Origin of the sequence: Pseudomonas sp. SWRI179, assembly GCF_014268705.1 — a bacterium.
GTDB lineage: Bacteria > Pseudomonadota > Gammaproteobacteria > Pseudomonadales > Pseudomonadaceae > Aquipseudomonas > Aquipseudomonas zanjanensis.
This window is the reverse complement of the sequence record NZ_JABWRA010000037.1, coordinates 22,603-45,202: the sequence shown is the minus strand read 5'-3', so window position 1 is coordinate 45,202 and position 22,600 is coordinate 22,603. Positions and strand designations below refer to the sequence as shown.

Below are 22,600 nucleotides of genomic sequence, written 5' to 3'. Positions count from 1 at the left end.
GCACCACGAACCCCGGCCTTGTGCCGGGGTTTGTGTTTCTGCCGTCCCTGATAACAATCCCCTGTGAGATCGGCATTCCAATCTGAAAATAGAGGAACCATCATGAACTGGCACCCCCACATCACCGTCGCCACCATCGTCGAAGACCACGGCCGCTTCCTGATGGTGGAAGAATCCAAGGGCGGACGCGCAGTACTCAACCAGCCCGCCGGCCACCTGGACCCCAACGAAACCCTGATCGAAGCCGCCGTGCGCGAAACCCTCGAAGAAACCGGCTGGGACGTCGAGCCCACCAGCGTCACCGGCATCTACCTCTACACCGCCCCTAGCAACGGTGTGACTTACCAACGGGTCTGCTTCGCCGCCAAGGCCCTGAAACACCATCCCGAATACCAACTGGACGACGGCATCCTCGGCGCCAGATGGCTGACCCGCGACGAACTGCTCGAACAGCGCGAACACTGGCGCAGCGAGCTGATCATCCGCTGCATCGACGATTATCTGGCCGGCCATCGCCATAGCCTGGAGCTTATCCGTCCTTCTCTTTAGCCTTGCGCGCCCGGGCCTGATAGAATCGCGTCCTTTTTCAAGACACTCATTGAACTCCTATGCGTGATCCAGCCTCTTCGAACACTCCCAAGCAACGCGTCATTGTCGGCATGTCCGGCGGCGTGGACTCTTCCGTTTCCGCCCTTCTGCTGATCGAGCAGGGTTACGAGGTGGAAGGCCTGTTCATGAAGAACTGGGAAGAAGACGACGGAACCGAATACTGCACCGCCATGGACGACCTGGCGGACGCCCAGGCCGTGTGCGACAAGATTGGCATCAAGCTGCACACCGCCAACTTCGCCGCCGAGTACTGGGACAACGTGTTCGAGCACTTCCTGGCCGAATACAAGGCCGGCCGCACGCCGAACCCGGACATCCTCTGCAACCGTGAAATCAAGTTCAAGGCGTTCCTCGACTACGCCATGATGCTCGGCGCCGACCTGATCGCCACCGGCCACTACGTACGTCGCCGCGACATCGACGGCCGCACCGAACTGCTCAAGGGCCTGGACCCGAACAAGGACCAGAGCTACTTCCTGCATGCCGTCGGCGGCGAGCAGATCGCCAAGACCCTGTTCCCGGTTGGCGAACTGGAAAAGCCCGAAGTACGGGCAATTGCGGAGAAACATGACCTGGCCACAGCCAAGAAGAAAGATTCCACTGGGATCTGCTTCATTGGCGAGCGTCGTTTCAGCGATTTCCTCAAGCAATACCTGCCGGCCCAGCCGGGCGAGATCAAGACCACCGAAGGCGAGGTCATCGGCCGTCACCATGGCCTGATGTACCACACCATCGGCCAGCGCCAAGGCCTGGGCATCGGCGGACTGAAAGACGCCGGCGAAGAGCCGTGGTACGTGCTGGTCAAGGACCTGGAACACAACGAGCTGATCGTCGGCCAGGGCAACGACCATCCCTGGCTGTTTTCCCGCGCCCTGCTCGCCTCCGACATCTATTGGGTCAACCCGATCGACCTCAGCGAACCTCGCCGCCTGACGGCCAAGGTTCGCTATCGCCAGAGCGACCAGCCCTGCACCCTGGAAAAAACCGCCACGGGCTACCGCGCCACCTTCGATGACCCGCAGCGGGCGGTCACCCCCGGCCAGTCCGTGGTGTTCTACGACGGCGACGTCTGCCTGGGCGGCGGCGTGATCGAAGTCGCGCAACCCTGGAGCAGCCAGGCATGACCCCTATCCAGGAACAACTGACGGCATTGGGCGGTGTGTTTCTCGCCGCCGTGCTGGTGGACCGGATCGCCAAGACCGGCCAGGCCTCCGAAGCAGGCGTGGCCTGCATGCTCGGCAGCCTGCTGGTTCGCGACCCCAAGGACACCCTGGAGGTCTACGGCGGCGACGACTTGAACCTGCGTGAAGGTTACCGTGCACTGATTGGCGCCCTGGAGCGCGACCCCAGCGCCCTGCAACGCGAACCGCTGCGCTATGCCCTGTCGATGCTGGGCCTCGAGCGCCAACTGGCCAAGCGCGACGACCTGCTGGAGACCATCGGCAAACGCTTGCCGCAGATCCAGTCCCAGGTCGAACACTTCGGCCCGGCTCACGAAAACGTCGTCGCGGCCTGCGGCTCGCTGTACCAGGACACCTTGAGTACCTTGCGCCAGCGCATCCAGGTGCATGGCGACATGCGTAACCTGCAACAGCCGAGCAATGCCTCGAAAATCCGCGCCCTGCTCCTGGCCGGGATCCGCTCGGCACGGCTGTGGCGGCAGTTGGGTGGCCATCGCTGGCAGTTGGTGATCAGCCGACGCAAATTGCTCAAAGAGCTTTACCCGTTGATGCGCAACGAATAAGTCGCCTCAACTTGCTTTTTTTGTGGCGAGGGGATTTATCCCCGCTGGGCTGCGCAGCAGCCCTAAAAGCAGCGAACTCAATGTTCCGGCGCACCGAGTTGCCTGGTTTGGGGCCGCTTCGCAGCCCAACGGGGATAAATCCCCTCGCCACGGGTGATAAACAGTTTTGCTCGTTACGCGTAACACGCCGGTCAGTTGGCGACGGACCGGCGCTGGTTTTCATGTATGATACGCGCCCCATTTCGTTGCCCGACTGTCCGAGAACACCCCATGCAGCTCTCTTCGCTCACTGCGGTTTCCCCTGTTGACGGCCGCTACGCCGGCAAAACCCAGGCCCTGCGCCCGATCTTCAGCGAGTACGGCCTGATCCGTGCCCGCGTCCTGGTTGAAGTGCGCTGGCTCCAGCGCCTGGCCGCTCACCCTGCCATCCCTGAAGTCCCGGCGTTCTCCGCCGAAGCCAACGCGGTGCTCGACACCCTGGCGGAAAACTTTGTGCTGGAGCACGCCGAGCGCGTCAAAGAGATCGAGCGCACCACCAACCACGACGTCAAGGCCATCGAATACCTGCTCAAGGAGCAGGCGGCCAAGCTGCCGGAACTGGCCAACGTCAGCGAGTTCATCCACTTCGCCTGCACCAGCGAGGACATCAACAACCTGTCCCACGCCCTGATGCTGCGCGAAGGCCGTGATGAGGTGATGCTGCCACTGATGCGCCAGACCGCCCAGGCCATCCGCGAGCTGGCGATCCGCTTCGCCGACGTGCCAATGCTGTCGCGCACCCACGGTCAACCGGCTTCGCCGACCACCCTGGGCAAGGAACTGGCGAACGTGGTCTACCGCCTGGAGCGCCAGATCGCCCAAGTGGCCGCCGTGCCGCTGCTGGGCAAGATCAACGGCGCCGTGGGCAACTACAACGCCCACCTGTCGGCCTACCCGGACATCGACTGGGAAGCCAACGCCCGCGCCTTCATCGAAGACGAACTGGGCCTGAGCTTCAACCCGTACACCACCCAGATCGAACCGCACGACTACATCGCCGAGCTGTTCGACGCGATCGCACGCTTCAACACCATCCTGATCGACTTCGACCGTGACATCTGGGGCTACATCTCCCTGGGTTACTTCAAGCAGCGCACCATCGCTGGCGAAATCGGCTCCTCGACCATGCCGCACAAGGTCAACCCGATCGACTTCGAAAACTCCGAAGGCAACCTGGGCATCGCCAACGCACTGTTCCAGCATTTGGCGAGCAAACTGCCGATCTCCCGCTGGCAGCGCGACCTGACCGACTCCACCGTGCTGCGCAACCTGGGCGTGGGCTTTGCCCATAGCGTCATTGCCTATGAAGCCAGCCTCAAGGGCATCAGCAAGCTGGAACTGAACGAGCAGAAGATCGCCGCCGACCTGGACGCTTGCTGGGAAGTCCTGGCCGAGCCGATCCAGACCGTGATGCGTCGCTACAACATCGAAAACCCGTATGAAAAGCTGAAAGAACTGACCCGTGGCAAGGGCATCAGCCCTGAAGCGCTGCAGACTTTCATCGATGGCCTGGACATGCCAGCCGAAGCCAAGGCCGAGCTGAAGAAGCTCACGCCAGCCAGCTACATCGGCAACGCGGCGGCACAAGCCAAGCGCATCTGATCCATCGCTTTACCTTTGAGACGCCCGGCCGCGCCGGGCGTTTTTATTCGCGTCTGAAAAGTATATTTTTTCAATAGGTTACACATGAATCCTGATATTCCTCTGCAACTCCTGGGCGGCATCACGGCACGGGAGTTCCTGCGCGACTACTGGCAGAAAAAACCCCTGCTGATCCGTCAGGCGATTCCTGACTTCCAAAGCCCGATCGATGCCGACGAGCTGGCCGGCCTGGCCCTGGAAGAAGAAGTCGAATCGCGCCTGGTGATCGAGCACGGCGAGCGCCCCTGGGAGTTGCGTCGCGGCCCGTTCGCCGAAGACGAATTCAGCAAGCTGCCGGAGCGCGAGTGGACCCTGCTGGTGCAGGCGGTGGATCAGTTCGTACCGGAAGTCAGCGAACTGCTGGAGAACTTCCGCTTCCTGCCGAGCTGGCGCATCGACGACGTGATGATCAGCTTTGCCGCCCCGGGTGGCAGCGTGGGTCCGCATTTCGATAACTATGACGTGTTCCTGTTGCAAGGCCATGGCCAGCGCAACTGGAAAATCGGCCAGATGTGCGATTCCGAAAGTCCACTGCTGCAACACGCCGACCTGCGCATCCTCGCCGACTTCGAAGCCACTGACGAGTGGGTCCTGGAACCCGGCGACATGCTCTACCTGCCGCCGCGCCTGGCCCACTGCGGCGTGGCCGTGGACGACTGCATGACCTACTCGGTGGGTTTCCGTGCGCCGAGCGCCGCTGAAGTACTGACTCACTTCACCGACTTCTTGAGCCAGTTCCTGCCGGACGAAGAGCGCTACACCGACGCCGACGCGCGCCCGGTGGCCGACCCGCACCAGATCCAGCACGACGCCCTGGACCGCCTCAAGGGCCTGCTGGCCGAGCACATGAGCGACGAGCGCCTGCTGCTGACCTGGTTCGGCCAGTTCATGACCGAGCCACGCTACCCGGAGCTGGTGGTGGGCCCGGAACTGGAAGAAGACGACCTGCTGGCCAGCCTGGAACAAGGCGCCGTGATCATCCGCAACCCGAGCGCACGCCTGGCCTGGTCGGAAGTCGACGATGACCTGTTGCTGTTCGCCAGCGGCCAGAGCCGCTACCTGCCGGGCAAGCTGCGTGAATTGCTGAAAATGATCTGCGCCGCCGACGCCCTGCACATCGAAAACCTCGGCCCATGGTTGGCCGACGAAGACGGTCGCGGCCTGGTCTGCGAGCTGGTCAAGCAAGGCAGCCTGGGGTTTGCCGATGAATAAAATTCACGTTCGTGTCGCAGACTGGCAAAAGGATAACGCCGAGATCCGGCGCATTCGTGAGACCGTGTTCATTGCCGAACAATCCGTACCACCCGAACTGGAATGGGATTCGGATGATCAGGACGCTGTACATTTCCTGGCCTTCGAAGGCGACTTCCCCATCGGCACCGCGCGCCTGCTGACCGATGGCCATATCGGCCGGGTCTCGGTCCTCAAGGACTGGCGCGGCCTGAAGGTGGGCGATGCGCTGATGCACGCCGTGATCGCCGAAGCCGAGAAGCGTGGGCTCCACCAACAGATGCTCAGCGCCCAGGTGCACGCCACGCCGTTCTATGAGCGGCTGGGGTTTGCGGTGGTCAGCGAGGAGTTCCTGGAGGCCGGCATTCCTCATGTGGACATGGTGCGGCGCTCGGCCTGACACTGCCAGAAGCAGCAACACACTACCCTGTGGCGAGGGAGCTTGCTCCCGCTGGGCTGCGCAGCGGCCCTCTTTTTTTGGGGTCGCTGCGCGACCCAGCGGGAGCAAGCTCCCTCGCCACAAAAGCATCATCAACACCACAAAACGCCCCGCCATCCACCGATGCCGGGGCGTTTTGCCGTCTACCATTCAACTTGCCCCACCCGAGGCCGACAAACTGGCAATATCAGGCCTTTGTCTCACGGAGAAATGGACATGCTTCTACGTACCCTGCTGACCCTCCTGCTACTGGGTGGCAGCCTGTCAGCCATGGCCGACACGCAAATCGTGCCACTGAACTACCGCACCAGCGCCGACCTGTTGCCGGTGGCACAGAATTTCATCGGCAAGGACGGCCAGGTCAGTGCCTACGGCAACCAACTGATCGTCAATGCCGAGCCCGGCAAGATCGAAGAACTCCGGCAATTCCTCGCCCAACTGGACACCGCGCCCAAGCGCCTGCTGATCACCGTCGATACCAACGAAAACAACCTGCAGGGCGACCAGGGTTATTCCATCAACGGCGCCGCGCCCAGCCAGACCCGCATCATCAACCGCAGCACCGCCAGCCGTGACGGCGGCGTGCAGCAGGTGCAGGCCAGCGAAGGCCAGCCGGCGCTGATCCAGGTCGGCCAGAGCGTACCGTTCACCAGCAGCCAGACCGACAACTATGGTCGCCTGCAAAGCCAGACCGAATACCGTAACGTCACCCAGGGTTTCTATGTCACCGCCAGCGTCACCGGCGAAACCGTTCACCTGAGCATCAGTACCAACCGTGACCGCATGAGCCAGGAACGTCCCGATGTAGTGAACGTTCAGAGTACCGACACAACGGTCAGCGGACGCCTGGGCGAATGGATCACCCTGGCCGGCGTGAATCGCCAGACTCAGGCCGATAAACAGGGCCTGACCCGCAGCTACTCGACCCAGGGACGCGACGACATGATTTTGCGGGTCAAGGTCGATACCCTGAACTGAAGCACCAAAAACTGACTGATGAGTCGTATTAGACCAAAGATGTAGTGCCATAAAAAAAGCACTACAAAACGTTTGACGAGGCAAAAAACCGAAGGCATGATGGCCTCGCTCCCGCTAATCAGGGGCCCTGGCAAGGGCCTTCGGGTCGACGCTTGCAACTACCCTGCGAGCCGATTCGTGTCTGTACCGCCCACAAGGTGTGTTTGACGAGGTTGCGACTGGAACGAAGTTGTCCCGAGGGACGGAAGCGTAACTAGGTAACCCGGCATCACTCTGAGTTCGTATGAAAGGCCCACGACGCCCGAATGCGCCCGCAGTTCGCCCCTACCTGCTCACTTTCCCCTCGAGCCCATCGTTCATCCCGTCGCCACCCCGCCTGAACCGACTTGTACGCCAGCCCCCTGGTCGGCAGGAGCCGGAATTTTCCACCAAGACCTATGCGACGAGGTTTATCTCCATGGCACTGACACGCGAACAGCAAATTGCAGCCCTTGAAAAAGACTGGGCTGAAAACCCGCGCTGGAAAGGCGTGAAGCGCAATTATTCCGCTGCTGACGTCGTCCGTCTGCGTGGCTCGGTTCAACCTGAGCACACCTTTGCGAAGATGGGCGCCGAGAAGCTCTGGAACCTGGTCACCCAGGGCGCCAAGCCAGCCTTCCGTCCCGAGAAAGATTTCGTCAACTGCATGGGCGCCCTGACCGGCGGCCAGGCTGTACAGCAAGTCAAGGCCGGCATCCAGGCGATCTACCTGTCGGGCTGGCAAGTGGCCGCGGACAACAACTCCGCCGAGTCGATGTACCCCGACCAGTCGCTGTACCCGGTGGACTCGGTTCCAACCGTGGTCAAGCGCATCAACAACTCGTTCCGTCGCGCCGACCAGATCCAGTGGAAAGCCGGCAAGAACCCCGGCGACGAAGGCTACATCGACTACTTCGCACCGATCGTGGCTGACGCCGAAGCCGGTTTCGGCGGTGTCCTGAACGCCTACGAGCTGATGAAGAGCATGATTGAGGCAGGCGCCGCTGGCGTTCACTTCGAAGACCAACTGGCTTCGGTGAAGAAATGCGGCCACATGGGCGGCAAGGTCCTGGTGCCGACCCAGGAAGCCGTGCAGAAGCTGACCGCTGCTCGCCTGGCCGCCGACGTAGCCGGTGTACCGACCATCATCCTGGCCCGTACCGACGCCAACGCCGCCGACCTGCTGACCTCGGACTGCGACCCGTACGACCAGCCGTTCGTCACCGGCACCCGTACCCAGGAAGGTTTCTATAAGGTGCGCGCTGGTCTCGACCAAGCCATCGCCCGCGGCCTGGCCTACGCGCCGTACGCCGACCTGATCTGGTGCGAAACCGCCAAGCCGGACCTGGACGAAGCCCGTCGCTTCGCCGAAGCGATCAAGAAGGAATACCCGGACCAACTGCTGTCGTACAACTGCTCGCCTTCCTTCAACTGGAAGAAAAACCTGGACGACGCGACCATCGCCAAGTTCCAGCGCGAACTGTCCGCCATGGGCTACAAGCACCAGTTCATCACCCTGGCCGGCATTCACAACATGTGGCACAGCATGTTCAACCTGGCGCACGACTACGCCCGCAACGACATGACTGCCTACGTGAAGCTGCAAGAACAGGAGTTCGCTGACGCCGCCAAGGGCTACACCTTCGTGGCTCACCAGCAGGAAGTGGGCACCGGCTACTTCGACGACATGACCACCGTGATCCAGGGCGGCACTTCGTCGGTGACCGCACTGACCGGCTCCACCGAAGAAGAACAGTTCCACTGATCCATGAGCTAAACGGCCCTTGCGGACCGAATAAAAGCTAACCGCAAAGCCGACGATCTGACGCCCCGACTGGTTCGGGGCTTTTTTTTGCCTATGCTTTGGCAGCAATGTAGTCGCATGAAATGATTCCGTGGCGAGGGAGCTTGCTCTCGCTGGCTGCGCAGCAGCCTTTTTGTGAGCGCTTCGCGCTCAAGCGGGAGCAAGCTCCCTCGCCACAAGATTCAGACAAGCCTTAAGGAAGCGTTCCTACAGGAAAGACAAAAAAATTGATCGAACGCAGTATCAGGCAGTCTGAAAAAGAGTAAAACGGCCGGCGCTGACAACTGCAGTTAACGAGCATGTAAGAAAAGTTCTCAGCCACTGCGGCGCAGCATTGATCAAAAGCCACGCCAAACAATAATAATTATCATTTAGCTGAGGCTTTCCTTGTTACAACCTGCACGAAATATAATTGTTGAATAACGGGTCAATGCCCGCCCCGCCGGGGCTGCGGGGTCATGGAGGCGCGCTATGTCCTTATTCCAATAAATAATTTCGCTATAGGAATTTTACTTGCCCGGTGTTTAGCCATAAAATCACCGCGATTGATTGCTGCGACATATCGTCACTGCGTTATTTCATTCAAGCTCAGAGACCTTTGCTCTCTGTTAAGGATTTCCAGCATGTCCGAAGCGACAGGACTCATGGCCCACAACTGGGGCTTTGCCATTTTCCTTCTGGGCGTTGTTGGCCTGTGTGCTTTCATGCTCGGCGTGTCGAGCCTGCTTGGGTCAAAAGCCTGGGGCCGCAGCAAAAATGAACCGTTCGAGTCCGGCATGCTACCTACCGGTGGCGCCCGCTTGCGGCTCTCAGCCAAATTCTATCTGGTCGCGATGCTGTTCGTGATCTTCGATATCGAAGCCCTCTTTCTCTTTGCATGGTCTGTGTCCGTCCGCGAAAGCGGCTGGACCGGATTCGTCGAAGCTCTCGTTTTCATAGCAATTCTGTTGGCAGGTCTTGTCTACCTTTACCGGGTGGGGGCACTTGATTGGGCTCCGGAAGCTCGGCGCAAGCGGCAAGCGAAGCTGAAACAATGAGGCTTTGGCAATGCAATACAATCTCACCAGGATCGACCCCGATGCTCCTAACGAGCAGTATCCGATTGGCAAGCGGGAAACCGTCGCCGATCCGTTAGAAGATCAAGTCCACAAGAACATCTTCATGGGCAAGCTCGAAGACGTGCTGAACAGCACGGTCAACTGGGGTCGCAAGAACTCCCTGTGGCCGTACAACTTCGGCCTTTCGTGCTGCTACGTGGAAATGACCACCGCCTTCACGGCGCCCCACGACATCGCGCGCTTTGGCGCCGAGGTGATCCGGGCATCGCCGCGCCAGGCGGATTTCATGGTTATCGCCGGTACCTGCTTCATCAAGATGGCGCCGATCATCCAGCGTCTCTACGAGCAAATGCTCGAACCCAAGTGGGTCATCTCCATGGGTTCGTGCGCCAACTCCGGTGGCATGTACGACATCTATTCCGTCGTTCAAGGCGTGGACAAATTCCTGCCCGTGGACGTCTACGTGCCTGGCTGCCCACCTCGCCCTGAAGCGTTCCTGCAAGGCTTGATGCTGTTGCAGGAGTCGATTGGCCAGGAGCGTCGCCCACTGTCCTGGGTCGTAGGCGATCAAGGCGTCTATCGCGCCGAGATGCCGTCGCAAAAGGAACAGCGCCGCGAACAGCGTATCGCAGTCACCAACCTGCGCAGCCCCGACGAAGTCTGATCCAGCTCTGCTCTGTACAAGAAACGAGAACCTGGCTTCATTCTTTACGTTGACCGAAAGCGATAAATAACCATGACTACAGGCAGTGCTCTGTACATCCCGCCTTACAAGGCAGACGACCAGGATGTGGTCGTCGAACTGAACAACCGTTTTGGCCCCGAGGCGTTCACCGCCCAGCCGACCCGCACCGGCATGCCGGTGCTTTGGGTTGCCCGTGCCAAGCTCGTCGAAGTCCTGACCTTCCTGCGCAACCTGCCCAAGCCGTACGTCATGCTCTATGACCTGCACGGCGTGGACGAGCGCCTGCGCACCAAGCGTCAAGGGCTGCCCGACGGCGTCGACTTCACCGTGTTCTATCACTTGATGTCGATCGAGCGTAATAGTGACGTAATGATCAAGGTCGCCTTGTCCGAGAGCGACCTCAGCGTGCCGACCGTGACCGGCATCTGGCCGAACGCCAACTGGTACGAGCGTGAAGTGTGGGACATGTACGGGATCGATTTCCCCGGCCACCCGCACCTGACCCGCATCATGATGCCGCCGACCTGGGAAGGTCACCCGCTGCGCAAGGACTTCCCGGCCCGTGCCACCGAGTTCGACCCGTTCAGCCTGTCCCTGGCCAAGCAACAGCTCGAGGAAGAAGCCGCGCGCTTCAAGCCTGAAGACTGGGGCATGAAGCGTTCGGGCGCCAACGAGGACTACATGTTCCTCAACCTGGGCCCGAACCACCCTTCGGCCCACGGTGCCTTCCGCATCATCCTGCAGCTGGACGGCGAAGAGATCGTCGACTGCGTGCCTGACATCGGCTACCACCACCGTGGCGCCGAGAAAATGGCCGAGCGCCAGTCCTGGCACAGCTACATTCCGTACACCGACCGCATCGACTACCTCGGCGGCGTGATGAACAACCTGCCGTACGTGCTCTCGGTCGAGAAACTCGCCGGGATCAAGGTGCCGGACCGGGTCGATGTCATCCGCATCATGATGGCCGAGTTCTTCCGCATCACCAGCCACCTGCTGTTCCTGGGCACCTATATCCAGGACGTCGGCGCGATGACCCCGGTGTTCTTCACCTTCACCGACCGCCAGCGCGCGTACACGGTGATCGAAGCCATCACCGGTTTCCGCCTGCACCCGGCCTGGTACCGCATCGGTGGCGTGGCCCACGACCTGCCCCGCGGCTGGGAGAAACTGGTCAAGGACTTCGTCGAGTGGATGCCCAAGCGCCTGGACGAATACACCAAGGCAGCCCTGCAGAACAGCATCCTCAAGGGTCGTACCATCGGCGTCGCCGCCTACAACACCAAGGAGGCCCTGGAATGGGGCGTCACCGGTGCTGGCCTGCGTTCCACCGGTTGCGACTTCGACCTGCGCAAGGCGCGTCCGTATTCCGGCTACGAGAACTTCGAGTTCGAAGTTCCGCTGGCGGCCAACGGTGACGCCTACGACCGCTGCATGGTCCGCGTCGAGGAAATGCGCCAGAGCATCAAGATCATCGACCAGTGCCTGCGCAACATGCCGGAAGGCCCGTACAAGGCGGATCACCCGCTGACCACGCCGCCGCCCAAGGAGCGCACGCTGCAGCACATCGAGACCCTGATCACGCACTTCCTGCAGGTTTCGTGGGGCCCGGTCATGCCGGCCAACGAATCCTTCCAGATGATCGAAGCGACCAAGGGCATCAACAGTTATTACCTGACGAGCGATGGCGGCACCATGAGCTACCGCACCCGGATTCGTACCCCAAGCTACCCGCACCTGCAGCAGATCCCTTCGGTGATCAAAGGCAGCATGGTCGCGGACTTGATCGCGTACCTGGGTAGTATCGATTTCGTTATGGCCGACGTGGACCGCTAAGCATGAACAGCACGCTTATCCAGACTGACCGTTTCGCCCTGAGCGAAACCGAGCGCTCGGCCATCGAGCACGAGCTGCATCACTACGAAGACCCGCGCGCGGCGTCGATCGAAGCCCTGAAGATCGTCCAGAAGGAACGTGGCTGGGTGCCTGATGGCGCGCTCTACGCCATCGGCGAGATCCTCGGCATCCCGGCCAGCGACGTCGAGGGCGTAGCCACCTTCTACAGCCAGATTTTCCGCCAGCCAGTGGGCCGTCACATCATTCGTGTCTGCGACAGCATGGTCTGCTACATCGGCGGCCACGAATCGGTGGTCGGCGAGATCCAGAGCAAGCTGGGCATCGGCCTGGGCCAGACCACCGCCGACGGCCGCTTCACGCTGCTGCCGGTGTGCTGCCTGGGCAACTGCGACAAGGCACCGGCGTTGATGATCGACGACGACACCTTCGGTGACGTCAAGCCTGACGGCGTCGCCAAACTGCTGGAGGGCTACGTATGACCCTGACTTCCTTCGGGCCCGCCAACCGCATCCAGCGTTCGGCCGAAACCCATCCCCTGACCTGGCGTCTGCGTGACGACGGCGAAGCGGTGTGGCTGGACGAATACCAGGCCAAGAACGGCTACGCCGCCGCGCGCAAGGCGTTCGCCGACATGGCCGGCGACGACATCGTCCAGACCGTGAAAGACGCCGGCCTCAAGGGCCGTGGTGGCGCGGGCTTCCCCACCGGGGTGAAGTGGGGCCTGATGCCCAAGGACGAATCCATCAACATCCGCTACCTGCTGTGCAACGCGGATGAAATGGAACCCAACACCTGGAAGGACCGCATGCTGATGGAGCAACTGCCCCATCTGCTGATCGAAGGCATGCTGATCAGCGCCCGTGCGCTGAAGACCTACCGTGGCTACATCTTCCTGCGCGGCGAGTACACCACCGCCGCCAAGCACCTGAACCGTGCCGTGGAAGAAGCCAAGGCCGCCGGCCTGCTGGGCAAGAACATCCTGGGCTCAGGCTTCGACTTCGAGTTGTTCGTCCACACCGGTGCCGGGCGCTACATTTGCGGTGAAGAAACCGCGCTGATCAACTCCCTGGAAGGCCGCCGCGCCAACCCACGCTCCAAGCCGCCCTTCCCTGCCGCCGTCGGCGTGTGGGGCAAGCCGACCTGCGTGAACAACGTCGAGACCCTGTGCAACGTGCCGGCGATCATCGCCGACGGCGTGGACTGGTACAAATCCCTGGCCCGCGACGGCAGCGAAGACATGGGCACCAAGCTCATGGGCTTCTCCGGCAAGGTCAAGAACCCTGGCCTGTGGGAATTGCCATTCGGCGTCACCGGTCGCGAGTTGTTCGAGGACTACGCCGGCGGCATGCGCGACGGCTACACGCTCAAGTGCTGGCAGCCTGGCGGCGCCGGTACCGGCTTCCTGTTGCCGGAACACCTGGACGCGCAAATGTACGCCGGCGGCATCGCCAAGGTCGGCACCCGCATGGGCACCGGCCTGGCCATGGCGGTGGACGACAGCGTCAACATGGTCTCGCTGCTGCGCAACATGGAGCAGTTCTTCGCGCGCGAATCCTGCGGTTTCTGCACCCCTTGCCGCGACGGCCTGCCCTGGAGCGTCAAGCTGCTGATGGCCATCGAGAACGGCGAAGGCCAGCCCGGCGACATCGAGACCCTGCTGGGTCTGGTGGGTTTCCTCGGCCCAGGCAAGACCTTCTGTGCTCACGCACCGGGTGCCGTGGAGCCGTTGGGCAGCGCGATCAAATACTTCCGTCCTGAATTCGAGGCCGGCATCGCGCCAACCCGCGCGGGCGACCTCAATCAGGTGGTCACGCCGACCATGGTCGGCGCGTAACGACGCTTAAGAAGGCGCAGGGTCCGTGCCCTGCGCCTTTCGTCCGATGACGCCTTTTACCAGGCTGTTTGGATTCGGACGAACGACAAGATTCCATTAGCCACGCCCGCTGACACCGGGCCAACGAAGAACTTTGAACCATGGCCACTATCCACGTAGACGGCAAAGAGCTCGAAGTCGATGGCGCAGACAACCTGTTACAGGCATGTCTGTCGCTGGGCCTCGACATCCCTTATTTCTGCTGGCACCCCGCCCTTGGCAGCGTTGGCGCTTGTCGCCAGTGCGCGGTCAAGCAGTACACCGACGAAAACGACAAGCGTGGTCGGATCGTCATGTCCTGCATGACCCCTGCCACCGACGGCAGCTGGATCTCCATCGACGACGAAGAAGCGAAAGTGTTTCGCGCCAGCGTCGTCGAATGGCTGATGACCAACCACCCTCACGACTGCCCGGTCTGTGAGGAAGGCGGCCACTGCCACCTGCAAGACATGACCGTGATGACCGGTCACAACGAGCGCCGTTATCGCTTCACCAAGCGTACCCACCAGAACCAGCAACTGGGCCCGTTCATCTCCCACGAGATGAACCGCTGCATCGCCTGCTACCGTTGCGTGCGTTTCTACAAGGACTACGCCGGCGGCACCGACCTGGGCGTGTTCGGCGCCCACGACAACGTGTACTTCGGTCGCGTTGAAGACGGCACCCTGGAAAGCGAATTCTCCGGCAACCTCACCGAGGTCTGCCCGACCGGTGTGTTCACCGACAAGACCCACTCCGAGCGCTACAACCGCAAGTGGGACATGCAGTTCTCGCCGAGCATCTGCCATGGCTGCTCCAGCGGTTGCAACATTTCCCCGGGCGAACGCTACGGCGAACTGCGTCGCATCGAAAACCGCTACAACGGCTCGGTCAACCAGTACTTCCTGTGCGACCGTGGCCGTTTCGGCTACGGCTATGTCAATCGCAAGGATCGCCCACGCCAGCCTCTGCTGGCGGGCGGCGCCACGCTGAGCCTGGACGAGGCCCTGGACAAGGCCGCCGAGCTGCTGCGCGGTCGCAACATTGTCGGCATCGGTTCGCCTCGCGCCAGCCTGGAAAGCAACTACGCCCTGCGTGAGCTGGTCGGCGCCGAGCACTTCTACAGCGGCATCGAAGCCGGCGAGCTGGAACGCATCCGCCTGGTGCTGCAAGTGCTCAAGGACAGCCCGCTGCCGGTGCCGACGATGCGCGACATCGAAGACCACGACGCGGTGTTCGTCCTTGGCGAAGACCTGACCCAGACCGCCGCCCGCATGGCCCTGGCCCTGCGCCAGTCGGTCAAGGGCAAGGCCGAGGCCATGGCCGACGCCATGCGCGTGCAGCCATGGCTCGACGCCGCCGTGAAGAACATCGGCCAGGACGCGCTGAACCCGCTGTTCATCGCCAGCCTCGCTGAAACCAAGCTCGACGACGTGGCCGAAGAATGCGTCCACGCCGCCCCGGACGACCTGGCCCGCATCGGTTTCGCCGTGGCCCACGCCCTGGACGCCAGCGCCCCGGCCGTCGACGGCCTGGACAGCGAAGCGGCCGCCCTCGCCCAACGCATCGCCGACGCCCTGCTGGCGGCCAAGCGCCCCTTGATCATCGCTGGCACCTCCCTGGGTTCCAAGGCGCTGATCGAAGCCGCCGCCAACATCGCCAAGGCCTTGAAGCTGCGCGAGAAGAACGGTTCCATCAGCCTGATCGTGCCGGAAGCCAACAGCCTCGGCCTGGCCATGCTCGGTGGCGAATCCGTCGATGCAGCCCTGCAAGCCGTGATCGACGGCAACGCCGACGCCATCGTCGTGCTGGAGAACGACCTGTTCACCCGCACTGACAAGGCCAAGGTCGATGCCGCGTTGAACGCCGCCAAGGTTGTGATCGTCGCCGACCATCAGAAAACCGCCACCACCGACCGCGCCCACCTGGTGCTTCCGGCGGCGAGCTTCGCCGAAGGCGACGGTACGCTGGTCAGCCAGGAAGGTCGCGCCCAGCGCTTCTTCCAGGTGTTCGACCCGACTTACCTGGACGCCAGCATCCTGGTCCACGAAGGCTGGCGCTGGCTGCATGCCCTGCGCGCCACCCTGCTGGACCAGCCGATCGACTGGACGCAACTGGACCACGTCACCGCCGCCGTCGCGTCGAGCAGCCCGCAACTGGCTCGCATCGTCGATGCCGCGCCATCGGCCGCGTTCCGCATCAAGGGCCTGAAGCTGGCCCGCGAACCGCTGCGCTACTCCGGTCGCACCGCGATGCGCGCCAACATCAGTGTCCACGAACCCCGGACTTCCCAGGACAAGGACACCGCGTTCTCGTTCTCCATGGAAGGTTACTCGGGCTCCGCCGAACCGCGCTCGCAAGTGCCGTTCGCCTGGTCGCCGGGCTGGAACTCGCCGCAAGCCTGGAACAAGTTCCAGGATGAAGTCGGTGGTCACCTGCGTGCCGGTGACCCGGGCACCCGCCTGATCGAAAGCCAGGGCGATGGCCTGGGCTGGTTCGCCAGCGTGCCACGCGCCTTCAACCCGGCACCGGGCACCTGGCAGGTCGTGCCGTTCCATCACTTGTTCGGCAGCGAAGAGAACTCTTCCAAAGCCGCACCGGTGCAGGAACGCATCCCCGCCGCCTACGTGTCGCTGGCCAAGTCGGAAGCCGATCGCCTGGGCGTCAACGACGGCGCCCTGCTGAGCCTGAACGTGGCCGGCCAGACCCTGCGTCTGCCGCTGCGCATCAATGAAGAACTGGGCGCCGGCCTGGTGGCCCTGCCGGCTGGCCTGGCGGGTATTCCGCCGGCGATTTTCGGCAAGACTGTCGACGGTCTGCAGGAGGCAGCGCAATGAGCTGGTTCACCCCTGAAGTGATCGCTGTGATCCTGACGGTCCTCAAGGCCATCGTGATCCTGCTGGCCGTGGTGGTTTGCGGCGCGTTGCTGAGCTTCGTCGAACGTCGCCTGCTGGGCTGGTGGCAGGACCGCTACGGTCCGAACCGCGTCGGCCCGTTCGGCATGTTCCAGATCGCCGCCGACATGATCAAGATGTTCTTCAAGGAAGACTGGACACCACCGTTTGCCGACAAGGTGATCTTCACCCTGGCGCCGATCGTGGCCATGAGCGCCTTGCTGATCGCCTTCGCGATCATCCCGATCACCCCGACCTGGGGCGTGGCGGACCTGAACATCGGCCTGCTGTTCTTCTTCGCCATGGCCGGCCTGTCGGTGTACGCGGTGCTGTTCGCCGGTTGGTCGAGCAACAACAAGTTTGCCCTGCTGGGCAGCCTGCGGGCCTCGGCCCAGACCGTGTCCTACGAAGTGTTCATGGGCCTGGCGCTCATGGGCATCGTGATCCAGGCCGGCTCGTTCAACATGCGCGACATCGTCGAGTACCAGGCCCAGAACCTGTGGTTCATCATTCCGCAGTTCTTCGGTTTCTGTACCTTCTTCATCGCTGGCGTGGCCGTGACTCACCGTCACCCCTTCGACCAGCCGGAAGCGGAGCAGGAACTGGCCGACGGTTACCACATTGAATATGCCGGCATGAAGTGGGGCATGTTCTTCGTCGGTGAATACATCGGCATCATCCTGATCTCGGCACTGCTGGTAACGCTGTTCTTCGGTGGCTGGCACGGTCCGTTCGGCATCCTGCCGCAACTGTCCTTCGTCTGGTTCGCCCTGAAGACCGCGTTCTTCATCATGCTGTTCGTCCTGCTGCGCGCCTCGATCCCGCGCCCACGCTACGACCAGGTGATGGACTTCAGCTGGAAATTCTGCCTGCCGCTGACCCTGATCAACATGCTGGTGACCGCTGCGATCGTTTTGATGAACGCGCCTGCGGCCGCGGTTCAGTGAGGATTTGACCCATGTTCAAATATATTGGCGACATCGTTAAGGGTACCGGTACCCAACTGCGAAGCCTGGTCATGATCTTCGGCCATGGCTTTCGCAAACGCGACACCCTGCAATACCCGGAAGAGCCGGTCTATCTGGCGCCCCGCTACCGTGGCCGCATCGTCCTGACCCGCGACCCCGACGGCGAAGAACGCTGCGTGGCCTGCAACCTGTGCGCCGTGGCGTGCCCGGTGGGTTGCATCTCGCTGCAGAAAGCTGAAACCGAAGACGGTCGCTGGTACCCGGACTTCTTCCGCATCAACTTCTCGCGCTGCATTTTCTGCGGCCTCTGCGAGGAAGCGTGCCCGACCACCGCGATCCAGCTCACGCCGGATTTCGAAATGGCCGAGTTCAAACGTCAGGACCTGGTGTACGAGAAAGAAGATCTGCTGATTTCCGGTCCCGGTAAAAACCCTGATTACAACTTCTATCGTGTTGCAGGTATGGCCATTGCCGGTAAGCCAAAAGGCGCCGCGCAGAACGAAGCCGAACCGATCAACGTGAAGAGCTTGCTGCCTTAAGGAAGAAAGATGGAATTCGCTTTCTATTTCGCATCGGGTATCGCGGTGGTGTCCACGCTTCGTGTGGTCACCAACACCAACCCCGTGCACGCCCTGCTCTACCTGATCATTTCGCTGATCGCCGTGGCCATGACCTTCTTCGCCCTCGGCGCGCCGTTCGCCGGTGCCCTGGAAGTGATCGCCTACGCCGGCGCCATCATGGTGCTGTTCGTGTTCGTGGTGATGATGCTCAACCTCGGCCCGGCCGCGGTCCAGCAGGAACGCGCCTGGCTCAAGCCCGGCATCTGGGCGGGACCGGTGATCCTGTCCGCCCTGTTGCTGGGTGAATTGCTGTATGTGCTGTTCGCTCACCAGAGCGGCCAGGCCATCGGCCACACCACCGTAGACGCCAAGGCCGTGGGCATCAGCCTGTTCGGCCCGTACCTGCTGGTGGTCGAACTCGCCTCGATGCTGCTGCTTGCCGCAGCCGTCACGGCGTTCCATTTGGGCCGTAACGAGGCGAAGGAGTAATCACATGCCTGCTATCCCTCTCGAACATGGCCTGGCGGTTGCCGGCATCCTGTTCTGCCTCGGTCTGGTCGGCCTGATGGTCCGCCGCAACATCCTGTTCGTGCTGATGAGCCTGGAGGTCATGATGAATGCCTCCGCCCTGGCCTTCATCGTCGCGGGCGCTCGCTGGGCGCAACCGGATGGACAGATCATGTTCATCCTGGTGATCAGCCTGGCAGCCGCCGAGGCCAGTATCGGCCTGGCGATCCTGTTGCAGCTGTATCGCCGCTTCCACACTCTCGATATTGACGCTGCCAGCGAGATGCGCGGATGAACCTTCTCTTCCTGACTTTCATATTTCCCCTTGTCGGTTTCCTGCTGCTGTCGTTCTCCCGTGGACGCTGGTCGGAAAACCTGTCGGCGCTGGTAGGCGTGGGCTCCATCGGCCTGTCCGCCATCGTCACGGCCTACGTGATCTGGCAATTCAACGTCGCCCCACCGGAAGGTGGCCGTTACGTGCAGGTGCTGTGGCAGTGGATGGCGGTGGAGGGCTTCACGCCGAACTTCGCCCTGTACCTGGACGGCCTGTCGGTGACCATGCTCGGCGTGGTGGTCGGCGTGGGTTTCCTGATCCACCTGTTCGCTTCCTGGTACATGCGCGGTGAAGCCGGTTACTCGCGCTTCTTCGCCTACACCAACCTGTTCATCGCCAGCATGCTGTTCCTGGTGCTCGGCGATAACCTGTTGTTCCTGTACTTCGGCTGGGAAGGCGTGGGCTTGTGCTCGTACCTGTTGATCGGTTTCTACTACAGCAACCGCAACAACGGTAACGCCGCGCTCAAGGCGTTCATCGTCACCCGCATCGGCGACGTGTTCATGGCCATCGGCCTGTTCATCCTGTTCCAGCAACTGGGTACGCTGAACATCCAGGAACTGCTGGTCAAGGCGCCCGAGCACTTCAAGGTCGGTGACTTCTGGATCGTCCTGGCGACCCTGATGCTGCTGGGCGGCGCTGTCGGTAAATCCGCGCAACTGCCGCTGCAAACCTGGTTGGCGGACGCGATGGCCGGCCCTACCCCGGTCTCGGCACTGATCCACGCCGCGACCATGGTGACCGCCGGTGTCTACCTGATCGCCCGTACCCACGGCCTGTTCGCCCTGGCGCCGGACATCCTGCACCTGGTCGGCATCGTCGGCGGTGTGACCCTGGTGCTGGCCGGTTTTGCCGCCCTGGTGCAGACCGACATCAAGCGCATCCTCGCCTACTCGACCATGAGCCAGATCGGCTACATGTTCCTGGCCCTGGGCGTCGGTGCCTGGGAAGGCGCGATCTTCCACCTGATGACCCATGCCTTCTTCAAGGCGCTGCTGTTCCTTGCCTCCGGTGCGGTGATCGTGGCCTGCCACCACGAGCAGAACATCTTCAAGATGGGCGGCCTGTGGAAGAAACTGCCGTTGGCCTACGCCAGCTTCATCGTTGGCGGTGCGGCCCTGGCGGCCCTGCCACTGGTCACCGCCGGTTTCTACTCCAAGGACGAGATCCTCTGGGAAGCGTTCGCCAGCGGTAACCAGGCACTGCTCTATGCCGGCCTGGTGGGTGCGTTCATGACCTCGCTGTACACCTTCCGCCTGATCTTCATCGCGTTCCACGGTGAAGCCAAGACCGAAGCCCATGCAGGCCACGGCATTGCCCATTGGCTGCCGCTGTCGGTGCTGATCGTGCTGTCGACCTTCGTCGGCGCCATGATCACCCCACCGCTGGCCGATGTGCTGCCGCAAAGCGTCGGCCATGCCGGCGGCGAAGCCAAGCACAGCCTGGAAATCGCCTCGGGCGCCATCGCCCTGGCGGGGATCCTGCTGGCTGCCCTGCTGTTCCTCGGCAAGCGCCGTTTCGTCACGGCAATCGCCAACAGCGGCATCGGGCGTTTCCTCTCGGCCTGGTGGTTCGCCGCCTGGGGCTTCGACTGGATCTACGACAAACTGTTCGTCAAGCCATACCTTGCGATCAGCCACATTCTGCGCAAAGACCCGCTCGACCAGACCATTGGCCTGATCCCGCGCATGGCCAAGGGCGGCCACACTGCCCTGAGCCGTACCGAGACCGGTCAACTGCGTTGGTATGCGGCTTCCATGGCGGCTGGCGCCGTGCTGGTTATCGGCGCCATCGTGCTGGTAGCGGTCTGATATGAACCTTGCGAACTTGCGAAAGGAAACGAGCCCGTCATGATTCTGCCCTGGCTAATCCTGATCCCCTTCATCGGCGGCCTGCTGTGCTGGATCGCGGAGCGCTCCAGCTCCACGCTCCCGCGCTGGATTGCGCTGCTGACCATGTCCCTGGAACTCGCGCTCGGCCTCTGGCTGTGGGCGACCGGCGACTATTCATTTGCACCGGCCCCTGGCGCCGATCCGACCTGGGCGCTTGAGTTCAAGCACGCCTGGATCGCGCGCTTCGGCATCAGCGTGCACCTGGCCCTCGACGGCCTGTCGCTGCTGATGATCCTGCTGACCGGCCTGCTGGGTATCCTCTCGGTGCTCTGCTCTTGGAAAGAGATCCAGCGTCACGTCGGTTTCTTCCACCTGAACCTGATGTGGATCCTGGGCGGCGTCGTCGGCGTGTTCCTGGCGCTGGACCTGTTCATGTTCTTCTTCTTCTGGGAAATGATGCTGGTGCCGATGTACTTCCTCATCGCGCTCTGGGGTCACAGTTCTTCGGACGGAAAGAAAACCCGGATCTACGCGGCGACCAAGTTCTTCATCTTCACCCAGGCTTCCGGCCTGATCATGTTGGTGGCGATCCTTGGCCTGGTCCTGGTGAACTTCAACAACACTGGCGTGATTACCTTCAACTACGCCGACCTGTTGAAAGTGCAGATGTCCAAGACCACCGAGTACGTGCTGATGCTCGGTTTCTTCATCGCCTTTGCGGTGAAGCTGCCGGTGGTGCCGTTCCACTCCTGGCTGCCGGACGCCCACGCCCAGGCGCCGACCGCCGGTTCCGTGGACCTGGCGGGTATCCTGCTGAAGACGGCGGCCTACGGCCTGTTGCGCTTCGCCCTGCCGCTGTTCCCCAATGCCTCGGCCGAGTTCGCGCCGATTGCCATGACCCTGGGCCTGATCGGGATTTTCTACGGTGCGTTCCTGGCGTTCGCCCAGACCGACATCAAGCGCTTGATCGCCTTCTCCAGCGTTTCGCACATGGGCTTCGTGCTGATCGGGATCTACTCCGGCAGCCAGCTGGCCCTGCAAGGCGCGGTGATCCAGATGCTCGCCCACGGCCTGTCGGCCGCCGCACTGTTTATCCTCAGCGGTCAGTTGTACGAGCGCCTGCACACCCGGGACATGCGTGAGATGGGCGGCATCTGGTCGCGCATCGCCTACCTGCCAGCCATCAGCCTGTTCTTCGCGGCCGCTTCCCTGGGCCTGCCGGGTACCGGCAACTTCGTCGGCGAGTTCCTGATCCTGATCGGCTCGTTCGTCAGCGCGCCATGGATCACGGCGATTGCCACGTCCGGCCTGGTGTTCGGTTCGGTCTACTCGCTGATCATGATCCACCGCGCCTACTTCGGTCCGGCCAAGTCGGATGAAGTGTTGCGTGGCATGGACGGTCGCGAACTGATCATGGTGCTCGGCCTTGCGGTGCTGCTGGTTTACCTCGGCGTCTACCCGCAACCGTTCCTCGACACCTCTGCCGCCACGATGCATGGCGTGCAGCAGTGGCTCGGCACCGCCTTCTCTCAACTCGCTTCGGCCCGGTAA

General features: G+C 62.1%; 20 protein-coding genes. All 20 read left to right on the top strand.

What is annotated here, in order from left to right:
• Positions 1-102 precede the first annotated feature (102 nt).
• On the top strand, positions 103-549 hold the full coding sequence (locus HU767_RS20115; RefSeq protein WP_186709771.1) for an NUDIX hydrolase: 447 nt from the start codon (positions 103-105) through the stop codon (positions 547-549).
• 59 nt (positions 550-608) lie between these two features.
• Positions 609-1,733 (top strand): tRNA 2-thiouridine(34) synthase MnmA, encoded by a 1,125-nt coding sequence (mnmA, locus tag HU767_RS20110; RefSeq protein ID WP_186709770.1) that lies wholly within the window; start codon positions 609-611, stop codon positions 1,731-1,733.
• Positions 1,730-2,353 (top strand): high frequency lysogenization protein HflD, encoded by a 624-nt coding sequence (gene hflD / locus HU767_RS20105; protein WP_053123192.1) that lies wholly within the window; start codon positions 1,730-1,732, stop codon positions 2,351-2,353. The genes mnmA and hflD overlap by 4 nt, the downstream gene beginning before the upstream one ends.
• 270 nt (positions 2,354-2,623) lie before the next feature.
• The gene (gene purB / locus HU767_RS20100) at positions 2,624-3,994 is read left to right on the top strand and encodes an adenylosuccinate lyase (RefSeq protein WP_186730311.1); all 1,371 of its coding nucleotides are present in this window, start codon (positions 2,624-2,626) and stop codon (positions 3,992-3,994) included.
• Positions 3,995-4,078: 84 nt separating this feature from the next.
• Positions 4,079-5,245: a cupin domain-containing protein gene (locus tag HU767_RS20095; RefSeq protein WP_122568505.1), complete on the top strand. Its 1,167-nt coding sequence runs from the start codon at positions 4,079-4,081 to the stop codon at positions 5,243-5,245.
• Entirely contained in the window at positions 5,238-5,663 is a 426-nt protein-coding gene (locus HU767_RS20090; protein WP_186730310.1) for a GNAT family N-acetyltransferase, read from the top strand. Before HU767_RS20095 ends, HU767_RS20090 begins: the two co-directional genes overlap by 8 nt.
• A gap of 255 nt (positions 5,664-5,918) precedes the next feature.
• Positions 5,919-6,680, top strand: coding sequence for a secretin N-terminal domain-containing protein (locus tag HU767_RS20085; protein ID WP_186709767.1), 762 nt, complete (start codon positions 5,919-5,921; stop codon positions 6,678-6,680).
• Positions 6,681-7,137: 457 nt separating this feature from the next.
• A complete protein-coding gene (gene aceA, locus HU767_RS20080; RefSeq protein WP_014337679.1) occupies positions 7,138-8,463 on the top strand; it encodes an isocitrate lyase in 1,326 nt (441 codons plus the stop codon).
• A gap of 662 nt (positions 8,464-9,125) precedes the next feature.
• The gene (locus tag HU767_RS20075; protein WP_003203367.1) at positions 9,126-9,539 is read left to right on the top strand and encodes an NADH-quinone oxidoreductase subunit A; all 414 of its coding nucleotides are present in this window, start codon (positions 9,126-9,128) and stop codon (positions 9,537-9,539) included.
• Positions 9,540-9,549: 10 nt separating this feature from the next.
• The gene (locus HU767_RS20070) at positions 9,550-10,224 is read left to right on the top strand and encodes an NADH-quinone oxidoreductase subunit B (protein ID WP_030141322.1); all 675 of its coding nucleotides are present in this window, start codon (positions 9,550-9,552) and stop codon (positions 10,222-10,224) included.
• Between the two features lie 72 nt (positions 10,225-10,296).
• On the top strand, positions 10,297-12,081 hold the full coding sequence (gene nuoC, locus HU767_RS20065; protein ID WP_186730309.1) for an NADH-quinone oxidoreductase subunit C/D: 1,785 nt from the start codon (positions 10,297-10,299) through the stop codon (positions 12,079-12,081).
• A 2-nt stretch (positions 12,082-12,083) separates the two neighbouring features.
• A complete protein-coding gene (nuoE, locus tag HU767_RS20060) occupies positions 12,084-12,581 on the top strand; it encodes an NADH-quinone oxidoreductase subunit NuoE (protein ID WP_186709765.1) in 498 nt (165 codons plus the stop codon).
• Positions 12,578-13,936, top strand: coding sequence for an NADH-quinone oxidoreductase subunit NuoF (gene nuoF / locus HU767_RS20055; protein ID WP_053123209.1), 1,359 nt, complete (start codon positions 12,578-12,580; stop codon positions 13,934-13,936). The genes nuoE and nuoF overlap by 4 nt, the downstream gene beginning before the upstream one ends.
• A 140-nt stretch (positions 13,937-14,076) precedes the next feature.
• A complete protein-coding gene (gene nuoG, locus HU767_RS20050; RefSeq protein ID WP_186709764.1) occupies positions 14,077-16,791 on the top strand; it encodes an NADH-quinone oxidoreductase subunit NuoG in 2,715 nt (904 codons plus the stop codon).
• Complete coding sequence (nuoH, locus tag HU767_RS20045; RefSeq protein ID WP_053123213.1) at positions 16,788-17,795, top strand: NADH-quinone oxidoreductase subunit NuoH; 1,008 nt, start codon at positions 16,788-16,790, stop codon at positions 17,793-17,795. Before nuoG ends, nuoH begins: the two co-directional genes overlap by 4 nt.
• 11 nt (positions 17,796-17,806) lie before the next feature.
• Positions 17,807-18,355, top strand: a complete 549-nt coding sequence (gene nuoI / locus HU767_RS20040; protein ID WP_003180051.1) for an NADH-quinone oxidoreductase subunit NuoI — start codon at positions 17,807-17,809, stop codon at positions 18,353-18,355.
• A 9-nt stretch (positions 18,356-18,364) separates the two neighbouring features.
• Positions 18,365-18,865 carry an NADH-quinone oxidoreductase subunit J gene (nuoJ, locus tag HU767_RS20035; protein WP_186709763.1) on the top strand — a complete coding sequence of 167 codons (501 nt, stop codon included), beginning with the start codon at positions 18,365-18,367 and terminating at the stop codon, positions 18,863-18,865.
• A 4-nt stretch (positions 18,866-18,869) separates the two neighbouring features.
• On the top strand, positions 18,870-19,178 hold the full coding sequence (gene nuoK / locus HU767_RS20030) for an NADH-quinone oxidoreductase subunit NuoK (protein WP_003180046.1): 309 nt from the start codon (positions 18,870-18,872) through the stop codon (positions 19,176-19,178).
• Complete coding sequence (gene nuoL, locus HU767_RS20025; protein WP_186730308.1) at positions 19,175-21,028, top strand: NADH-quinone oxidoreductase subunit L; 1,854 nt, start codon at positions 19,175-19,177, stop codon at positions 21,026-21,028. The genes nuoK and nuoL overlap by 4 nt, the downstream gene beginning before the upstream one ends.
• Positions 21,029-21,067: 39 nt before the next feature.
• Positions 21,068-22,600 carry an NADH-quinone oxidoreductase subunit M gene (gene nuoM / locus HU767_RS20020; protein ID WP_053123219.1) on the top strand — a complete coding sequence of 511 codons (1,533 nt, stop codon included), beginning with the start codon at positions 21,068-21,070 and terminating at the stop codon, positions 22,598-22,600.

Bases quoted from the DNA above. Each gene is read 5' to 3' on its own strand.
- nuoC (WP_186730309.1), top strand. From the start codon at position 10,297: ATGACTACAGGCAGTGCTCTGTACATCCCGCCTTACAAGGCAGACGAC.
- HU767_RS20115 (WP_186709771.1), top strand. From the start codon at position 103: ATGAACTGGCACCCCCACATCACCGTCGCCACCATCGTCGAAGACCAC.
- nuoG (WP_186709764.1), top strand. From the start codon at position 14,077: ATGGCCACTATCCACGTAGACGGCAAAGAGCTCGAAGTCGATGGCGCA.
- nuoF (WP_053123209.1), top strand. From the start codon at position 12,578: ATGACCCTGACTTCCTTCGGGCCCGCCAACCGCATCCAGCGTTCGGCC.
- nuoK (WP_003180046.1), top strand. From the start codon at position 18,870: ATGCCTGCTATCCCTCTCGAACATGGCCTGGCGGTTGCCGGCATCCTG.
- HU767_RS20090 (WP_186730310.1), top strand. From the start codon at position 5,238: ATGAATAAAATTCACGTTCGTGTCGCAGACTGGCAAAAGGATAACGCC.
- purB (WP_186730311.1), top strand. From the start codon at position 2,624: ATGCAGCTCTCTTCGCTCACTGCGGTTTCCCCTGTTGACGGCCGCTAC.
- nuoH (WP_053123213.1), top strand. From the start codon at position 16,788: ATGAGCTGGTTCACCCCTGAAGTGATCGCTGTGATCCTGACGGTCCTC.
- HU767_RS20085 (WP_186709767.1), top strand. From the start codon at position 5,919: ATGCTTCTACGTACCCTGCTGACCCTCCTGCTACTGGGTGGCAGCCTG.
- mnmA (WP_186709770.1), top strand. From the start codon at position 609: ATGCGTGATCCAGCCTCTTCGAACACTCCCAAGCAACGCGTCATTGTC.
- nuoE (WP_186709765.1), top strand. From the start codon at position 12,084: ATGAACAGCACGCTTATCCAGACTGACCGTTTCGCCCTGAGCGAAACC.
- nuoJ (WP_186709763.1), top strand. From the start codon at position 18,365: ATGGAATTCGCTTTCTATTTCGCATCGGGTATCGCGGTGGTGTCCACG.
- aceA (WP_014337679.1), top strand. From the start codon at position 7,138: ATGGCACTGACACGCGAACAGCAAATTGCAGCCCTTGAAAAAGACTGG.
- HU767_RS20070 (WP_030141322.1), top strand. From the start codon at position 9,550: ATGCAATACAATCTCACCAGGATCGACCCCGATGCTCCTAACGAGCAG.
- hflD (WP_053123192.1), top strand. From the start codon at position 1,730: ATGACCCCTATCCAGGAACAACTGACGGCATTGGGCGGTGTGTTTCTC.
- nuoM (WP_053123219.1), top strand. From the start codon at position 21,068: ATGATTCTGCCCTGGCTAATCCTGATCCCCTTCATCGGCGGCCTGCTG.
- HU767_RS20095 (WP_122568505.1), top strand. From the start codon at position 4,079: ATGAATCCTGATATTCCTCTGCAACTCCTGGGCGGCATCACGGCACGG.
- HU767_RS20075 (WP_003203367.1), top strand. From the start codon at position 9,126: ATGTCCGAAGCGACAGGACTCATGGCCCACAACTGGGGCTTTGCCATT.
- nuoI (WP_003180051.1), top strand. From the start codon at position 17,807: ATGTTCAAATATATTGGCGACATCGTTAAGGGTACCGGTACCCAACTG.
- nuoL (WP_186730308.1), top strand. From the start codon at position 19,175: ATGAACCTTCTCTTCCTGACTTTCATATTTCCCCTTGTCGGTTTCCTG.